Origin of the sequence: Promicromonospora kroppenstedtii, assembly GCF_044389675.1 — a bacterium.
In the GTDB taxonomy this organism is placed as follows: domain Bacteria; phylum Actinomycetota; class Actinomycetes; order Actinomycetales; family Cellulomonadaceae; genus Promicromonospora; species Promicromonospora kroppenstedtii.
This window is the reverse complement of sequence record NZ_JBIRYI010000007.1, coordinates 263523-279744: the sequence shown is the minus strand read 5'-3', so window position 1 is coordinate 279744 and position 16222 is coordinate 263523. Positions and strand designations below refer to the sequence as shown.

At 71.4% G+C, this 16222-nt stretch carries 16 protein-coding genes and 1 riboswitch; of the genes, 6 read left to right on the top strand and 10 right to left on the bottom strand.

What is annotated here, in order from left to right:
* Window positions 1-8: 8 nt before the first annotated feature.
* The 5 genes from ACH47X_RS13560 to serC all read right to left on the bottom strand — a co-directional run bounded on the left by ACH47X_RS13560 (window position 9) and on the right by serC (window position 5277).
* Complete coding sequence (locus ACH47X_RS13560; protein ID WP_397405047.1) at window positions 9-1037, bottom strand: hypothetical protein; 1029 nt, start codon at window positions 1035-1037, stop codon at window positions 9-11.
* Window positions 1038-1291: 254 nt separating this feature from the next.
* The gene (locus ACH47X_RS13555; RefSeq protein WP_397405045.1) at window positions 1292-2599 is read right to left on the bottom strand and encodes an MFS transporter; all 1308 of its coding nucleotides are present in this window, start codon (window positions 2597-2599) and stop codon (window positions 1292-1294) included.
* Window positions 2596-3051 carry a MarR family winged helix-turn-helix transcriptional regulator gene (locus ACH47X_RS13550; protein ID WP_142040358.1) on the bottom strand — a complete coding sequence of 152 codons (456 nt, stop codon included), beginning with the start codon at window positions 3049-3051 and terminating at the stop codon, window positions 2596-2598. The genes ACH47X_RS13555 and ACH47X_RS13550 overlap by 4 nt, the downstream gene beginning before the upstream one ends.
* 145 nt (window positions 3052-3196) lie before the next feature.
* Window positions 3197-4015 carry an MHYT domain-containing protein gene (locus tag ACH47X_RS13545; protein WP_397405043.1) on the bottom strand — a complete coding sequence of 273 codons (819 nt, stop codon included), beginning with the start codon at window positions 4013-4015 and terminating at the stop codon, window positions 3197-3199.
* A gap of 152 nt (window positions 4016-4167) precedes the next feature.
* On the bottom strand, window positions 4168-5277 hold the full coding sequence (serC, locus tag ACH47X_RS13540) for a phosphoserine transaminase (protein WP_397405041.1): 1110 nt from the start codon (window positions 5275-5277) through the stop codon (window positions 4168-4170).
* An 83-nt stretch (window positions 5278-5360) separates the two neighbouring features.
* Between serC and ACH47X_RS13535 the strand changes: the two genes are divergently transcribed.
* From ACH47X_RS13535 to ACH47X_RS13525, 3 genes are all read left to right on the top strand, one after another.
* The gene (locus ACH47X_RS13535) at window positions 5361-6077 is read left to right on the top strand and encodes a metal-dependent transcriptional regulator (RefSeq protein WP_036964626.1); all 717 of its coding nucleotides are present in this window, start codon (window positions 5361-5363) and stop codon (window positions 6075-6077) included.
* A gap of 165 nt (window positions 6078-6242) precedes the next feature.
* Window positions 6243-6435, top strand: a riboswitch (cyclic di-AMP (ydaO/yuaA leader).
* Window positions 6436-6485: 50 nt separating this feature from the next.
* Window positions 6486-7238, top strand: a complete 753-nt coding sequence (locus ACH47X_RS13530; protein ID WP_397405038.1) for a C40 family peptidase — start codon at window positions 6486-6488, stop codon at window positions 7236-7238.
* Window positions 7239-7400: 162 nt separating this feature from the next.
* Window positions 7401-8393 carry a universal stress protein gene (locus ACH47X_RS13525; RefSeq protein WP_397405036.1) on the top strand — a complete coding sequence of 331 codons (993 nt, stop codon included), beginning with the start codon at window positions 7401-7403 and terminating at the stop codon, window positions 8391-8393.
* Between the two features lie 74 nt (window positions 8394-8467).
* Here ACH47X_RS13525 and ACH47X_RS13520 read toward each other — a convergent pair whose 3' ends face one another.
* From ACH47X_RS13520 to ACH47X_RS13505, 4 genes are all read right to left on the bottom strand, one after another.
* Entirely contained in the window at window positions 8468-9712 is a 1245-nt protein-coding gene (locus ACH47X_RS13520; RefSeq protein ID WP_397405144.1) for an aminotransferase class I/II-fold pyridoxal phosphate-dependent enzyme, read from the bottom strand.
* A gap of 49 nt (window positions 9713-9761) precedes the next feature.
* Complete coding sequence (rocD, locus tag ACH47X_RS13515) at window positions 9762-11135, bottom strand: ornithine--oxo-acid transaminase (protein WP_397405035.1); 1374 nt, start codon at window positions 11133-11135, stop codon at window positions 9762-9764.
* A gap of 76 nt (window positions 11136-11211) precedes the next feature.
* Window positions 11212-11991 (bottom strand): HMG-box domain-containing protein, encoded by a 780-nt coding sequence (locus ACH47X_RS13510; protein ID WP_142040345.1) that lies wholly within the window; start codon window positions 11989-11991, stop codon window positions 11212-11214.
* Window positions 11992-11993: 2 nt separating this feature from the next.
* Window positions 11994-12473, bottom strand: a complete 480-nt coding sequence (locus ACH47X_RS13505) for an OsmC family protein (protein ID WP_084800458.1) — start codon at window positions 12471-12473, stop codon at window positions 11994-11996.
* A gap of 149 nt (window positions 12474-12622) precedes the next feature.
* On the opposite strand from ACH47X_RS13505, the gene ACH47X_RS13500 reads away from it, so the two are divergent.
* The 3 genes from ACH47X_RS13500 to ACH47X_RS13490 are packed head-to-tail and all read left to right on the top strand — an operon-like array spanning window position 12623 to window position 14568.
* On the top strand, window positions 12623-13189 hold the full coding sequence (locus ACH47X_RS13500) for a hypothetical protein (protein WP_036964406.1): 567 nt from the start codon (window positions 12623-12625) through the stop codon (window positions 13187-13189).
* Between the two features lie 51 nt (window positions 13190-13240).
* Window positions 13241-14044: a thymidylate synthase gene (locus ACH47X_RS13495; RefSeq protein WP_397405032.1), complete on the top strand. Its 804-nt coding sequence runs from the start codon at window positions 13241-13243 to the stop codon at window positions 14042-14044.
* The gene (locus tag ACH47X_RS13490; protein ID WP_397405030.1) at window positions 14044-14568 is read left to right on the top strand and encodes a dihydrofolate reductase; all 525 of its coding nucleotides are present in this window, start codon (window positions 14044-14046) and stop codon (window positions 14566-14568) included. The genes ACH47X_RS13495 and ACH47X_RS13490 overlap by 1 nt, the downstream gene beginning before the upstream one ends.
* A gap of 103 nt (window positions 14569-14671) precedes the next feature.
* Here the strand turns inward: ACH47X_RS13490 and xylB are convergent, their stop codons facing one another.
* Window positions 14672-16162 carry a xylulokinase gene (xylB, locus tag ACH47X_RS13485; protein WP_397405028.1) on the bottom strand — a complete coding sequence of 497 codons (1491 nt, stop codon included), beginning with the start codon at window positions 16160-16162 and terminating at the stop codon, window positions 14672-14674.
* Window positions 16163-16222: the final 60 nt, after the last annotated feature.

The following is a 16222-nucleotide window of genomic DNA, read 5'->3' as shown; positions in this document are numbered from 1 at the left end:
AGGCGCACCTATTTCTGCGCCGCGACCGGGGCCGGGTCGTCCAGATAGATCCGGGTCGCGCCGGTCGCCTCGCGGGGCGGGGTCCAGCCGTGCTTCCGCAGGACCTTCGCGATCCGGCTGCCGACGCCGCCCGGGCGGTCGTTGTCCGACGGTTTGAACCGCAGCACGATCACCCGCCCCGACGCAGTGAGCAGGTTCTGGCGCGGGGCGTCCCGGACGAGCGCCCGCTGGGTGCTGTGCGGTCCGAGCCCGTCGATCTCGACGACCAGCCAGCGCCCGTCGGGCAGCCGCCAGGCGAAGTCCACCCGCGCGACGACCTTGCCGCCCCGCACGACGCGCACCTGCAGGTCGTCGGGCGGCACCCCGTTGTCGTGGCACGACAGCCGGGCGAATGACTCCGCGGGCGACTCGGACCGCCCGTCGACGAGCAGGAACAGGGCGTGCAGCTGGGCCGCCCCGTGCCGCCGTCGGACCAGGTCGTGGAGCGCGGCGCGGCGGGCCGGGTCGAACCCGAACCGGCGGGCCAGGTCGTCGAGGACGGCGAGGGCGTTCTGCCGGGGCAGCCGGGGGAGCGCCTGTGCGGCGGCATGGTCGACCCGCGCGATCGCGCGGTCCTCGAGCAGATCCGTGGGGAACTCCGCGTACGCCACGACGGCGGCACCGTGCTTGGTCCGGCGCGGCGACCGGTCCTTGCGCGCCACCTCCAGTGGGAAGTCCCGCGGCAGCCCCGCGACGCCGTGCAGCACGAGCGCACAGCACCCGGTGGCGACGGCGTCGGAACCGTGCAGGAGCAACGCGAACCAGGTGCGCCACCTGGCGGCGTGCTCGAACCAGTTGTCCCGGACTCTGCTGGCGAGCGGCACGGGATCGGTGTCGTACACGCCGCGCGCCGGGCTGGTCCAGCGGACCTGACGGACGAGACGGCGTCGGGCCTCCCGCCCGATACCGAGCTGCTCGCACTGCGCGGTGGACAGGAGTCCGGCCTGCCGGCGGGAGACCAGCTCGGCGGCGCTCGGGATCACGTAGGTCTTGGGCACGAACCCACTTCACCAGCGCAGCCCGGACCGGGGCGGCGTCGATCGCCTCGCCTGTGTACAACTGCTGAAAACGGCCCCTTGTGGTCGCGCTCCCCGTCTGCGGCCCAGGGTCCGTCGCAAGCACAAGAAAAGTGCGCCTCTACCCAGTCGTCGGGTCCCGGAATCTGCATGATTCCGGGCCTGAGGACTGGCTAGAAGCGCACTTCGCGGTCCACTGCTCCCGGCCGGCCGGCCGGCCCGGGGCCGGCGCCCGGCTAGGCCGCCAGGGCCTGCTTCTCCGGGGTCGGGTCTGCCACGGGCGGGTACTCCACGTGGAGGTACGGGCGCGGGATGCGGTGCTCGCGAGAGAGCCGCGCGCGGACTCGCACGTGCCACGTCCGGTAGGCCCAGACCGTGGCGATCGCCGCGACCAGCAGCGTGGCCACTGCCCCGATCAGCACCGCGTACCGCGGGCCGAAGGTCTCGCCGATCCAGCCGACGACGGGGGAGCCCAGCGGCGTGGTGCCGAGCAGCACCATCATGTAGATCGACATGACCCGACCACGCATCTCGGGGGCGACCGAGAGCTGGATCGCCGCGTTGGCCGAGGTCAGCATGGTCAGCGACGCGAAGCCGACCGGGATGCACATGATCAGGTAGCCGAGGTAGGTCGGCATGACGGCCTGGATGCCCATGGCGATCGCGAACGCGAACGCCGCACCGAGCACGAGCCGCACCCGCGGCCGCTCGCGGCGGGCCGCCAGGAGCGCACCGGCGAGCGAGCCGATCGCGAGCACGGACCCGAGGATGCCGTACTCGCCCGCGCCCCGCCCGAACTCGACGCGCGCCATCATGGCCGACGTGAGCTGGAAGTTCAGGCCGAACGTGGAGACCACGCCCATCACGACCATGATCACCACGATGTCGCTGCGCCCGCGGATGTAGGACAGGCCCTCACGGATCTGCCCCTTGGCGCGCGAGGCGGTGGGCTGCACGCGCAGGTCACGCATGCGGGTGAGCGCCAGGATCACGGCACCGAAGGCGATGCCGTTGATGATGAACACCCAGCCCGTGCCGACGGCCGCGATGAGCAGGCCTGCCACACCGGGGCCGATGAGGCGTGCGGCGTTGAAGTTCGTCGAGTTGAGCCCGACGGCGTTCGCGAGCCGCTTGGTCGGCACGAGCTCGGCGACGAACGTCTGGCGGACAGGCCCGTCGATCGCGCTCACGACACCCAGCAGGGTGGCGAACACGTACACGTGCCACAGCTCGGCAGCGCCGGACAGCACCAGCGCACCGAGCCCGAGGCCCAGTACGCCCATGCCGCCCTGCGTCATCATCAGGAGCTTGCGGCGGTCGACGCGGTCGGCCAGCAGGCCGGCCCACGCGGACAGGAAGATGTGCGGGATGAACTGCAGTGCGGTCACGATGCCGACCGCGACGCCGGAGTTGTTGGTCAGGAGGGTCAGGACGACCCAGTCCTGCGCCACGCGCTGCATCCAGGTGCCGATGTTGGCGACGAGAGCGCTGGCGAACCAGAGACGATAGTTACGATATTTAAGGCTGGCGAAGGTTGCGCTCATCGAGCGGCGATCCGCAGGAGGAGCTCGCTGGCTCCTGCAAGGATCTCTCTCTCCTCTACGGTCAGGGTGGACAGCTGTTTGGTCAGCCAGGCGTCGCGACGCCGTCGGGTCTCGGCGACCTCACGCTCGCCGGCCGCGGTGAGGCGGACGACGACCTGGCGCTTGTCGGTCGCGTGCTCCACCTTCTCGACGAGGCCGAGCTCGGCCAGGGTGTTCACCGCTCGGGTCATCGACGGGGGGCGCACGCGCTCGTGCTCGGCGAGGGAGCCGGGGGACATCTCGCCGTGTCGGTGCAGCACCGTCAGGATCCCGAACTGCCCCTCTGGGAGGTCGGCCTCACCGCGCTCGGCGCGCAGGCGGCGGGACACTCGGGTGAGGGCGACTCGGAGGTCGCCCCCGACGGTCGCCGGGCTACGGCTGGACCTGCGGGAGCTCGACGGCACCCGCCCCATTCTAGGTCATTAGCCTTGCTAACGGTACGTGGGTGTGGTCACACCGAGCGGCGTCGGACGGCGGGAGAAACCCCGGGTGAGTACGGCAAAGCGCCCGCCCCCGGGGAAGGGGGACGGGCGCTTGGCCGTACGGTGCCGCGGGGAGTCAGCGCGCGCGGTGCGACTGTGCGAACTGGCCGACGCTCGGCTGGAGCTCCTGCTGCACGTTCTCGAACCGCTGGCCCTGCTCGCTGTGCGCCTTGAGCCGGTTCTCGAACTCGGCCTGCGTGCGCAGCTCGTCCTCCGTGGGCCAGAGGCCGATGCCGAGGATGAGCAGGAACGTCACGACGCTCACCGCCATGACGAGCGGCACCAGCAGCTGCATGGTCGAGGCTCCCGTGGGAACGGTGTCGACCGGGTTGACCACGGACACGCCGGCCATGCCCGTGTAGTGCATGCCCGTCACCGCGACACCCATGACCAGCGTGGCCACGATGGTGGCGAGCGTGCCGCGGATGTGGACGGTGCACCACAGTGCGGCGGTCGCTGCGACGATCGCGATGACGATCGAGGCGATGACGTAGACCGGGTTGTAGACGACCTCGGCGGACATCTCCATCGCCTCCATGCCCATGTAGTGCATGGCGGCGACGCCCGCACCGGCCAGCGCGCCGCCGACAAGCATCGCGGGCAGCTTGCGCTTGCCGAGCTCGGTGATGAACAGGCCCGCCCCGACGACGATGATCGCGATGGCAGCGCTGAGGAGGGTCTCAGGGATGTTGTAGCGGATGGTCACGCCCGAGGCGGAGAAGCCGAGCATGGCGACGAAGTGCATCACCCAGATCCCGGTACCGCCCAGTGCGATGGCGCCGAAGACGAGCCACGCCGCGCGCGCGCCGCCCGCAGCCGCTCGGGCTCGGGAGGTGCATGCGAGGCCCGTCGCTGCGCCGGTGCACGAGATCGCGAACGCCAGGATGGGCGTCACGATTCCGAAGGTGAAGTGGTCGATCAATGGCATCTTGTTGAACAGCCCCTCAAAATGGTTCCCTCTGTTGCGGAAACGTTACAGAGCCCCCGTGCACCGGACAATAGGCAGAACTCCCCGTCGAAGGGGTATTGCGGACGTGATCAGCCTGGTCAGATGCGCTCGACGAGGTAGTCCACGCACTCGGTGAGCGCGGCTACGTCGTCGGGCTCGACGGCAGGAAACATGCCGACGCGGAGCTGGTTCCGCCCGAGCTTGCGGTAGGCGAACACGTCCTGGACGCCATTGGCGCGTAGCTCGGAGAGTACCCGTCCGGCGTCGATCTCGTCGGCCAGGTCTATGGTGCCGACCACCGTGGACCGCTCCTCCGGGCGGGCCACGAACGGCGTCGCCCACGGGCGCTTCTCGGCCCAGCCGTAGAGGATCTCGGCCGACGTCGCGCACCGCTCGGCCGACCACTTCAGGCCGCCCTGCGCGAGGAGCCACTCCACCTGGTCGGCCAGGAGCAGGAGCGTCGCCACGGCGGGCGTGTTCAGCGTCTGGTCCAGGCGCGAGTTCGTGATCGCCGTCGTGAGCGACAGGAACTCCGGCACCCAGCGGCCCGAGGCCTCGATCCGGGCGGCCCGCTCGACGGCGGCAGGGGACAGCACGGCGAGCCACAGGCCGCCGTCGGCCGCGAACGCCTTCTGCGGGGAGAAGTAGTAGGCATCGGTCTGGCGCAGGTCCACCGGCAGCGCGCCGGCCCCCGACGTCGCGTCCGTGAGCACGATCGCGCCGTCCGGTCCGGACGGGCGCAGCACCGGGGCCATCGCGCCCGTCGAGGTCTCGTTGTGCGGCGTGGCGTAGGTGTCGACGTCGTCGGCCGGCTCGAGGTAGGCCACGGCGCCCGGCTCCGCGGTGATCACCTGGGAGGGGTCGAGGAACGGGGCGCGCGACGTGGCCGTGGCGAACTTGCCGCCGAACTCGCCGAACGACGCGTGCTGCGCCTTGCGCTCCACGAGGCACAGGGTGGCCACGTCCCAGAAGGCGGTCGCGCCGCCGTTGCCGAGCGTCACCTCGTAGCCGTCGGGCGCACCGAGCAGCTCCGTGACACCCTCACGGATGCGGCGAACCAGGTCCTTCACGGGTGCTTTCCGGTGCGACGTACCGAGCACGTGGGCGTTCGCCACGAGATGATCTACCTGTCCCGGGCGCACCTTGGAAGGGCCTGAGCCGAAACGGCCGTCGGTGGGCAGCAGGTGTGTCGGGATTGTCAGTGGCACAGAACTAGACTAGAACCTGGGCCGACGCCCGGGGCGCCGAGCCCACGGGCGACTGGGCGGCTGCGCGCATGACGGGAGCTGACGTGACGGATCTGATCGACACCACCGAGATGTACCTCAAGACGATCTACGAGCTCGACGAGGAGGGCATCACCCCCCTGCGCGCGCGCATCGCGGAGCGTCTGGGGCACTCCGGACCGACGGTGTCGCAGACGGTCGCGCGCATGGAGCGCGACGGGCTCGTGATCGTGACCGGTGATCGCCACCTGGAGCTCACGGAGCTCGGGCACGACAAGGCGATGCGCGTGATGCGCAAGCACCGCCTGGCGGAGCGCCTGCTGACCGACGTGATCAAGCTCGACTGGGAGCACGTGCACGTCGAGGCGTGCCGCTGGGAGCACGTGATGAGCGACCTGGTGGAGAAGCGGCTCGTGGGCCTGCTCGACCACCCGCACCACGACCCCTACGGCAACCCGATCCCAGGCCTGTCGGAGCTGGGCGAGGCCTACACGGACGTGCCGTTCCTGGCCGGTGTGATCTCGCTGCCCTCGGCGTTCGAGGCCGCGGCCAAGAAGGGCGTGAAGGGCGAGCCGCTCGCGGCGTCGCTGACCCGCATCGCGGAGCCCCTGCAGACGGACGTCGAGCTGCTGGCCCGCCTGTCCGACGCCGGCCTCGTGCCCGGCTCGCGGATCACGGCGGAGCTCAGCGACGGTACGTACACGGTGACGGTCGACGGCGCCGGGACGGCGCTCGAGCTGGGCGAGGACCTGGCCCGGCACCTCTTCGTCGCCACCGCCTGATCCGGTTGCCCCGGTAGGTGGCGACGGGGGTGCGAAATGGCCCCTTTTGCCGGAAAGGTGTCACCCTCTGTCCGACACGCCATGACATTCGTTGCCGGAACGTGACATCGGGGGTGACGTCGGGTACGTTCGGACCGCTCCCGCGGAGTTTATTCCGAGGGAGTCTCCGGACGGACGCCGAACTCTGTCACCGGCCGGGGCCCCAAGACGACCGCATGACAGAGGCGGGGGACCCACCATCGGGCGCCAGGGTGCGTCCTAGGGGTGAAGCCGGGCAATCCTTCGGGAGCGCACGGCCGGGTGATTTCTCCCACCCGAACCCGACAGCTGACCTCGAAGGCGTACAAGGAGAGGTACTACGTGACTGCACGTACCACCCGCGCACGCCATCGTGCTGCGCGTCGCCCTGTGACTCCGCTCACCGAGCTCGCCCAGAACGCCGCCGTCGGTCGCCGTACCGCGGTCGCCGCCGCAGGTGGCGCGCTCCTGGTCTCGACGTTCGGTGGCGCGATGGCTGCGCAGGCCGCTCCGCTGGAGACCGGCCCCGCCAAGATGAACTCCGTGGACCTCAACGCGCTGACGTCGCAGGCCCGTGAGTCCCTGTCCAACGCTCCCGTCGTGACCGTCGCGCCCGACGCCGAGCTCAGCGTCGAGAAGTCCGCCGTCTCGGTGGTCTCCGCTGCCGACAACGAGGACTATCAGGCCGAGCTGGCCGCCAAGGAGGCGGAGGAGGCCGCTGAGGCCGCCGCCGCCGAGGCTGCCGAGGCCGCTGCCGCAGCCGCCACTACGGTCTCGACCGCATCGTCCGTCGACGTCCCGGCGTCGGCGATCGGCAACTCCGTGATCTCCATCGCCAGCCGGTACATCGGCGTTCCGTACGTCTCCGGTGGCAGCAGCCCGAGCGGTTTCGACTGCTCGGGCTTTACTTCTTACGTCTACGGCCAGCTCGGTATCTCGCTGCCGCACTCGTCCTCGGCGCAGTCCGGCTACGGCACGCAGGTGCCGGCGTCGGAGGCACAGCCGGGCGACCTGATGTGGACCCCCGGGCACGTCTCGATCTACGCCGGTGGCAACACCATGATCGACGCGTCCAAGCCGGGCACCGTGGTCGACTTCCGCACCATCTGGCAGTCGAACCCGACGTTCATCCGCCTGGGCTGATCGCGGCCACGTAACACCTCGCTGAGCGCCTGTCCGGTCACGACCGGGCGGGCGCTCTGCTTTGCCATCTTTCTGCAGACTTTTTGCCTCCGGTTACCCGATACCGGTGCTCCGCCGGTAGCGTTGGAGGGCAAAGGTGCACTGCCGTAGAAAGGACTGGCGATGACACGATCCGAGGTCGTACTGGTCGGGGTGGACGGATCGGCCGCGAGTCTGCACGCGCTGGACTGGGCTACCGCCTACGCACACCGCGTGGGCTGGGCGCTGCACATCGTGTGCAGCTACTCGTTGCCGTCGTTCACGGCCGCGTCGCTCGACGGTGGGTACGCCGCCCTCGACGACACCACCATCCAGGAGGGCGCCAAGGCGGTCCTGGTCGAGGCGGAGAACCGCGTGGCCGACGCCGGGGTGCGCGCCACGACGGAGGTCGCCACCGGTGACGCCGCCGGCGTGCTCGTGGAGCTGTCCGCCGACTACGGGCTTGCCGTCGTGGGCACCCGCGGCCGAGGAGGTTTCACGGAGCGTCTGCTGGGTACGGTGTCGTCCGCGCTGCCGGCGCACGCGAAGTGCCCGGTGGTCGTGGTCCCGCTGCGGGCAGAGACCAACCGGGGCGTCTCCTGGACCCCGCCGGACCTCAGCTCGGGTGAGCCCGGCACCGCCGCCGGCTCGGCGGACGACGCCGAGAGCGACGTGGCCCCCGGGGCAGCGGAGATCCGGGAGGTGCGCCGCATCGTCGTCGGCGTGGACGGGTCGCCGCAGGCCGAGCGGGCGCTGCAGCATGCGATCGTCCAGGCCAACGCGTGGGGCGCGGAGCTGACCGCCGTCACCGGCGTGCCCGTGGGCAACGCGGGGATGCTGGCGTGGCTGCCGTCGTCGATCGACCGGGAGCAGGTCCTGGCCGACATCGGGGCCGGCATGGACGTGCTCGTCGACCGGTACGAGGCCGAGAACCCGGGCCTGCGCATCCGGCGCATCGTGCTGGACGGCACGGGCGCGGAGCTGCTGACGGAGTTCTCCACGGCGTCGGACCTCGTCGTCGTCGGTTCGCGCGGCCGCGGCGGGTTCCGCGGGCTGCTGCTGGGCTCGACGAGCCAGGCGGTGCTGCACCACGCGGCCTGCCCGGTGCTCGTGGTCAACAAGCACTGCCCGGACTGACCGGGACCCTGAACGTGTCAGACCCTCAGGTCACCGCAGTGACCTGAGGGTCTGACCCGTCAGAGATGGTGCGATCAGGCCTGCGCGGCCTCGGCCGCGGCGAGCAGCACGCAGGTCGCGACGCCGTCCATCGCGGTACGGACTTCTTCCAGCGGGGGCATCGACGGTGCCAGACGCACGTTCTGGTCCTGCGGGTCCTTGCCGTACGGGTGGGTGGCACCGGCGGGGGTCAGGGCGATCCCCGCCTCCTTGGCGAGCTGCACCACCCGGGCGGCCGTGCCCGGTGCGACGTCGAGCGACACGAAGTAGCCGCCCTTGGGCTCGGTCCACGACGCGATGCCGTAGCCACCCAGGCGCTCGGTCAGGATCTCGACCACGGCCTCGAACTTCGGCGCCAGGATCGCGCGGTGCTTGCGCATGTGGTCGCGCACGCCGTCGGCCGAGCCGAAGAACATCGCGTGCCGCAGGTGGTTGAGCTTGTCCGGGCCGATGGAGGCGACCGACAGGTGCTTCTTGAACCACGCGATGTTCGCCGCCGAGCTGCCCAGGAACGACACGCCCGCGCCCGCGAACGTGATCTTGGACGTCGAGGCGAACAGCAGCACCCGGTCCGGGTGGCCGGACTCGGCGGCCAGCGCGATCGCGTTCGGGCTGGTCACCTCGTCGTCGGTCAGGTGGTGCACCGCGTACGCGTTGTCCCACAGGATGCGGAAGTCCGGGGCGGCGGCAGGCATGGAGACCAGTGCGCGGGCGACGTCGGCGCTGATGACCGCGCCGTCCGGGTTGGAGTACGTGGGCACGACCCACATGCCCTTGATCGTGGGGTCGGTCGCGACGAGTGCGGCCACGGCCTCGGCGTCCGGGCCGTCCGCCGTCATCGGCACCGGGATCATCTCGATGCCGAAGGCCTCGCAGATCGTGAAGTGCCGGTCGTAGCCCGGCACCGGGCAGATCCAGCGCACCTTCTCCTCGCGCGCCCAGGGCTTGGGTGAGTCGGGGAAGCCGAACAGCTCGGCGAACGCGACGACGTCGTGCATGGTCGTGAGCGACGCGTTGCCGCCCGCGAGGAGCTGCTCCACGGGCACGTCGAGCAGCTCGGCGAAGATGCGGCGGATCGTGATGCCGCCGTCCAGCCCGCCGTAGTTGCGCACGTCCGTGCCGGTCTCGTCGGTGTGCACGCCCACGCCGGGCAGGGCCAGCATCGGCTCGGCGAGATCGAGCTGCTCGGCGGACGGCTTGCCGCGCGTGAGATCCAGCTTCAGGCCCTTGGCCTGAAGCTCGGCGTAGGCCTGCTGGAGCTGCGCGAGGTCCGGGAGCATGACGGTGTTGTGGGACGACGTCGTAGTGGTCACCCCCGGGAGAATACGCTCAGCCGGCGGCCGGTGACAGCCGTGACCGGCGGCGCTTGCGGGGCGGGGTGACTTCTGCGTCTGGGATGTCTGACGTGTCCGTGGATGGGGCAGTTGTGCTGTCGCCGTCCGACCCGTCGTCGGCCGGCTCCTCGCCGGCACCGCCGCCCGGACCGCCGTCCCGCAGCGCCACCAGGGACTCCTCCAGGATGTCGAGCGCCATCTCCAGCTCGGGCTGCACGATCGACAGCGGCGGCGACAGGCGGATGGTCGAGGCGTGCGTGTCCTTGGCGAGCACACCCCGCTCCAGCAGCGCCTCGCACAGCTCACGGCCGGTGCCGAGCTTCGGGTCCACGTCGACGCCGGCCCAGAGCCCGACGCAGCGCGCGCCGGTCAGCAGACCCTGGTCCACGAGCGCGTCGAGCCGCTCCTGGAGCACCTTGCCCGACGCCGCGGCGCGGGCCTGGTACTGCCCCGTCGAGAGCAGGTCGAGTGCGGCGATGCCGACCGCGCATGCCAGCGGGTTGCCGCCGAACGTGGAACCGTGAGTACCCGGCGTGAGGACGCCGAGGATCTCCGGCTTGCCGACGACGGCCGAGACCGCAACGATCCCGCCGCCGAGCGCCTTGCCCAGACAGACCAGGTCCGGCTGCACGCCCCAGAGCTCGCAGGCCAGGGTGGTGCCGGTGCGGCCGAGACCCGACTGGATCTCGTCGGCGACCAGGGCGATGTTCTTCTCGGCGGTGAGGGCGCGCAGGCCGGGCCAGAAGTCGTCCGGCGGGATCACCACGCCGGCCTCGCCCTGCACCGGCTCCATGAGCACGGCCACGGTGGTGTCGTCGACGGCGTCGGCCACCGCCTGCAGGTCACCGAACGGCACCCGTACGAAACCAGGGCCGAACGGGCCGAACCCGTCGCGCGCGACCGGGTCGTCCGACAGCCCGACCAGGGTGGTGGTGCGGCCGTGGAAGTTGCCCCCGGCGATCACGATCTTCGCCTGGTCCTCGGGCACGCCGCGCACGTCGTAGCCCCACTTGCGGACCGCCTTGATCGCGGTCTCCACGGCCTCGGCGCCGGTGTTCATCGGCACCACGAGGCTGTCCTCGCCGCCGGTCGTCAGTGGGCCCACCACCTCGACGAGCCGCTGGGCGAACTCCTCGAGCCGGTCGTGGTCGAACGCGCGGGACGTGAGGGTGACCTGGCGCAGCTGCGTCATCGCAGCCGCGACCAGCCCCTGGTGCAGGTGCCCGAAGTTCAGGGCCGAGTACCCCGACAGGAAGTCGAGGAACTCGTTGCCGTCCGTGTCCCATACGTGTGTACCGTGCGCCCGCGCGATCGTGACCGGCAGGGGATGGTACGTCGGGGCGAGTGCGCCGTGCGTCGTGTCCGCCATGACCCGCAGCCTAGGTCGGGTCCCGGAATCCTGCCTCGCCGCCCGCTAATATCGGCGGCTCGGCGCCGGGAACGACCTACCTCTGCTCGATGACGCGCGGGAAGCGGTCCGGCGGGGGGCCGAACGCGGCGCGGGACTGCGCGATGACGGTGTGGCCGAGCGCACGGGCGCCGACCAGGCCGACCACGGCGCCGATGCCGAACGGCAGGATGCGGCCGAGCAGCAGACTGCCCTGCTTGGCGATCTGCTTCTTGATGAACTGGTGGGTCAGCGCCTTGTTCACGCGCTGGAGCGTGCCGCGCGGCATGCTCGTGAGCAGCACCTTGCCCCACGCGACGCCAGATCCCCCGATGGCGTCCTCGACATCCTTGGCGCCCTTGTCACCGAGCACGGTGGCGAGCAGGAGCGCCCGCCGGCGCGGGACGTCCTGCACGTCGATCCCGTGCACGTCCGCGACGGCGAGGGAGAACGCCGCGGACGACGCGAAGAACGTCGCCACGTCGCTCGTCGACAGCGCGACGCTCGCCGCGGTGCCGACCGCGGGGATCGCGGCGGCCGCGCCCACGGCACTGCCCGTGGTCTGGATGACCCGCATGTACTCCTTCTCCAGGAGCTTGATGATCTCGGCCGGCGAGGCGTCGGGGTTCCGGGCGCGCACCTTGTCCACATGCTTGTGGATGGTCGCCGACGGGATGGTCACCGCTCGGTCCACCAGGTGGTCCAGCGGGCCGTCCGGCTTGTAGTTGAGCCAGTCCGCCTTGGTGACGTGCAGCGAGCCGTCCGGCTTGACGAGCGCGTCGCCCGGGGTGGCCTTGCCGTTGGACTCGGCTGCGGTCAGCTTCTTGTCGTCGGTCATGGTCAGCCCTCCGGCTGGTTGAACTGCGCGTCCGGGATCCGGGCGCCCGCCTTGAGCGTGCGCCCGACGGTGCAGGCCTTGTCGATCGACCGCTGGGCGATCGTCAGGAGCTTGGCGCGGTCCTCGTCGTCGAGGGCGGACAGGTCGATCTCGAACTTCTCGGTGAGCACCGGGTACCGGTCCTCTGCCATGTCCTTGGGGTCCTCGACGCGGATGGTCGTCTGGTAGTCGTCGCCCAGGCGACGCGCGAAGGCGCGGTCGCTGCTCATCCCGGCGCAGGCGGCGAGCGCGACCTTCAGCAGCTCGCCGGGCGTGAACACCGCACCGGCGCTGGCCGGTCCGATCTCGACGCGCGCGCCGCGGGCCGAGAAGCCCGTGTACGTGCGCGTGCCGTTGCGCTCCACCCACAGCGGGTCCGTGGGTGAGGGGGTCACGGCGTCCTCGGTCGGCGTGGCTCCCGGGGTGGTGGTCTGCTCCGTCATGAGGGTGATCCTTCCACTGCTCACCGACACGGTCACGTAGCTGGGTGCCTCGGGTCCCCGGTCGGTCGGCCTAGTGCTCAACGCGAACGGCCCCCGCGACGTTCCCGTTCGGCGGGCGGACGGGCCCGTACGCTGCGACGATCTCACCCATGGCGCAGAACGTGAGCGGCGAGCAGGGGGCGGCCGGGGCGACGTCGGGCGGCGGGAGAACCGCGTGGCGGCCGGACTGGAAGGACATCGGCGTGCGCCTGCTCGGCGTGGCCGGCGTGATCCTCGCCGTCTGGCTGGGCTACCTGTTCCTCGACGCCTTCCTGCCGCGCTGGTGGGCCCAGGTGATCGGCAACGCGGTGGACGGTTCGTTCACCGCGGGCGCCTGGTGGGGGCTCCTGGTGGGCGCGGTGTTCACGCTGGTCCCGGTGCTGTTCCTGGCGCAGGCGGTGCTGACCAGACGGTCCTGGCAGGTGCGCAGCGGGCTTCTCGCGGCGGCGGTCGTGTTCGCGGTGCCGAACCTGCTGACGCTCGGGATCGTGCTGGGTACCTCGGCGGCGGCGCACGCCGGCGAGCGGATCCTCGACGTCGACGGCCCGGCGTTCCGCGGCGGGTCGGCGTGGGGCGCGGTGACGGGCGGCGTCGTGGCGCTCGTGATCGTGACGATGGGGGTGCTCTACCGCCGCCGCGGGGCCCACCTCAAGGAGCTCCGGGCCAAGCAGGGCTGACGGCGGCACGTCTCCGGGGCTCGCCCGGGGAGCGGACGTAGGCTTGCCTCCATGACCGAGATCGACACCCCGTACGAGGACCTGCTCCGCGACGTGCTCGCCACCGGTACCCGCAAGGGCGACCGCACCGGCACGGGGACGCGCAGCGTGTTCGGGCGGCAGATCCGGTACGACCTGGCCCAGGGGTTCCCCCTGATCACGACCAAGCGCGTGCACCTCAAGTCGGTCGTCTACGAGCTGCTCTGGTTCCTGCGTGGCGACTCCAACGTGCGCTGGCTGCAGGAGCGCGGCGTCAAGATCTGGGACGACTGGGCCGACGAGTCGGGCGAGCTGGGCCCGGTCTACGGGGTCCAGTGGCGCTCCTGGCCCACGCCCGACGGTGGACACGTCGACCAGATCGCCAAGGTCGTCGAGCAGATCCGCACCAATCCCGACTCGCGGCGGCACATCGTCACGGCGTGGAACCCGGCCGAGGTGGACGACATGGCCCTGCCGCCGTGCCACGCCCTGTTCCAGTTCTACGTGGCGGACGGCAAGCTGAGCTGCCAGCTCTACCAGCGCTCCGCCGACCTGTTCCTGGGCGTCCCCTTCAACATCGCGTCCTACGCGCTGCTGACGCACATGGTCGCGGCGCAGACCGGCCTGGAGGTCGGCGAGTTCGTCTGGACCGGCGGTGACGTGCACATCTACGACAACCACGTAGAGCAGGTCGAGACGCAGCTCGCGCGCGACCCGTACCCCTACCCGTCGTTGCGGCTCGCCCCGCGCGACTCGATCTTCGACTACGAGTTCGAGGACATCGAGGTGCTGGGGTACGTCTCGCACCCCACCATCAAGGCCCCGATCGCCGTCTGATGATCGGGCTCATCTGGGGGCAGGCGCGCGACGCCGCAGGCCGGCCCGTGATCGGCGCCGGCGGTGACATCCCGTGGCACGTGCCCGAGGACTTCGCACACTTCAAGATCACCACGGCCGGACACCCCGTGGTGATGGGCCGGCTCACCTGGGAGTCGCTGCCCAGGCGCCCCCTGCCGGGGCGCACCAACATCGTCATCTCCTCGCGCGGCCCCTACGGGGTACCTGACGCCGACGGCGACGTCGTGCCGGCCGGGACGCTGGGCGAGGCGCTCACGGTCGCGGCCGATGCCCCGGGCGGCGACGAGATCTGGGTGATGGGCGGGTCGCAGATCTACAACGCCGCGATGCCCGTCGCCGACGTGCTCGAGGTGAGCGAGATCAACACCGAGGTCGAGGGCGACGTGTACGCCCCGGAGATCGGCCCGGAGTGGGCGGTCGCCTCCGCGACGGAGTGGACGACGTCGTCCTCGGGGCTGCGGTTCCGGCATCTGCGGTACACGCGGTCCGACCGGTCAGGATGAACGTACGAGTTCGGGGTGTGTTGCTCTGCGTAGACACGTTCTACGCAGAGCAACACACCCCGAACTCGTAGTGGTTCCCGGTGTGGCCGCGCCCGCCGACGGGTCAGACCAGGTCGCGGACCGCCGCGTACTGCTCGCGGACGACCGGCTTCGGGTCGGCTTCCAGGGTCGTCGCGATCGTCGTGGACCAGGCGGGAGCGGCGACGTCGTCCGCGCCGCCCTGGGCCGACGCCGCGGCGAGCGTCCATGCGGCCTGACGCGCGGCGCCGTCGGCCACGTACTCGCCCGGCTCGGGGATGCTGATCGGCAGGCCGAAGACCTGCGGGGCGATCTGCTGCACGGCCGGGGACTGCGCGGCCCCGCCGATCAGCATCACGCGCTCCACCGCGACACCCTGCGCGCGCAGCGCGTCCAGGCCGTCGGCGAGCCCGCAGAGCATGCCCTCGATGTAGGCGCGGGCCAGGTGGGCGCGGGTCGAGGTGGCCAGGCGGATGCCGTGCAGGGTGCCGGTGGCGTCGGGCCGGTTGGGAGTGCGCTCGCCCTCCAGGTACGGCACGAGCACCAGGCCGTCGGAGCCGGGCGGGGCCTGGAGCGCCAGCTCGGCGAGCTCGTCGAAGTCGACGCCGAGCACCTCGCGGGCGGCGTCCAGCACGCGCGCAGCGTTGAGCGTGACGGCGAGCATGAGGGCGTTGCCGGTCGCGTCGGCGAAGCCGTTGATCGCGCCGGTGCCGTCCGCGGTGCGCTTGGGCGCGACGGCGGACACCACGCCCGAGGTGCCGATCGAGATGGCGATGTCGCCCGGTGTCATGCCGAGCCCCAAGGACGCGCCGGCGTTGTCGCCCGCGCCCGGCCCGATCAGGGCCCCGCCCTCGACCGCGGAGCCCGCGACGCCCGGGTGCGCGACGGCGCCCGCCTCGGCCACTCCGACCACGCGCGGCAGCACTACGTCGGTCCGGCCCAGGGCGCGCTCCAGCAGGTCGGGCCGGTACTCGCCGACGGCGGCGTCGTAGTACCCGGTGCCCGAGGCGTCCGAGCGGTCGGTGAACAGCTTGTCGAGCTGCGGCCCCAGGGGGGCGGTCGGGTCGCCTGCGGGGCCGTAGCCCGCGATGCGCCACGACAGCCAGTCGTGGGGGAGCGCGACGGCGGCGACGCGCGCGGCGTTCTCCGGCTCGTTGTCGCGCAGCCAGCGCAGCTTGGTGATGGTGAGCGACGCGACCAGCACGGAGCCGACGGCGTCGGCCCAGGCCTGCGCGCCCGCTGTGCGGTCGCCGTCGCCGAGCTCGCTGATCAGGGCCTCGGCCGACGGCGCGGAACGGGTGTCGTTCCAGAGCAGCGCGGGGCGCACGACGTTGCCGTCGGCGTCGAGGGTGACCATGCCGTGCTGCTGGCCGCCCACGGAGATCGCGGCGACGTCGGACAGGCCGCCGGCGGCGGCCGCCGCCTCCTGGAAGGCGTCCCACCAGTGCTGCGGGTCCACCTCCGTGCCGTCCGGGTGCTTGGCGGAACCGGTGCGGACCAGCGCGCCGGTGTCGGCGTCGCGCACGACGATCTTGCAGGACTGCGTGGACGTGTCCACGCCGGCGACGAGGGGCATCGGTGCTCCAGAAGATGTGGGGATGGGACGCGGCTGGCCACGCTACCGCGCTCCGGCCTG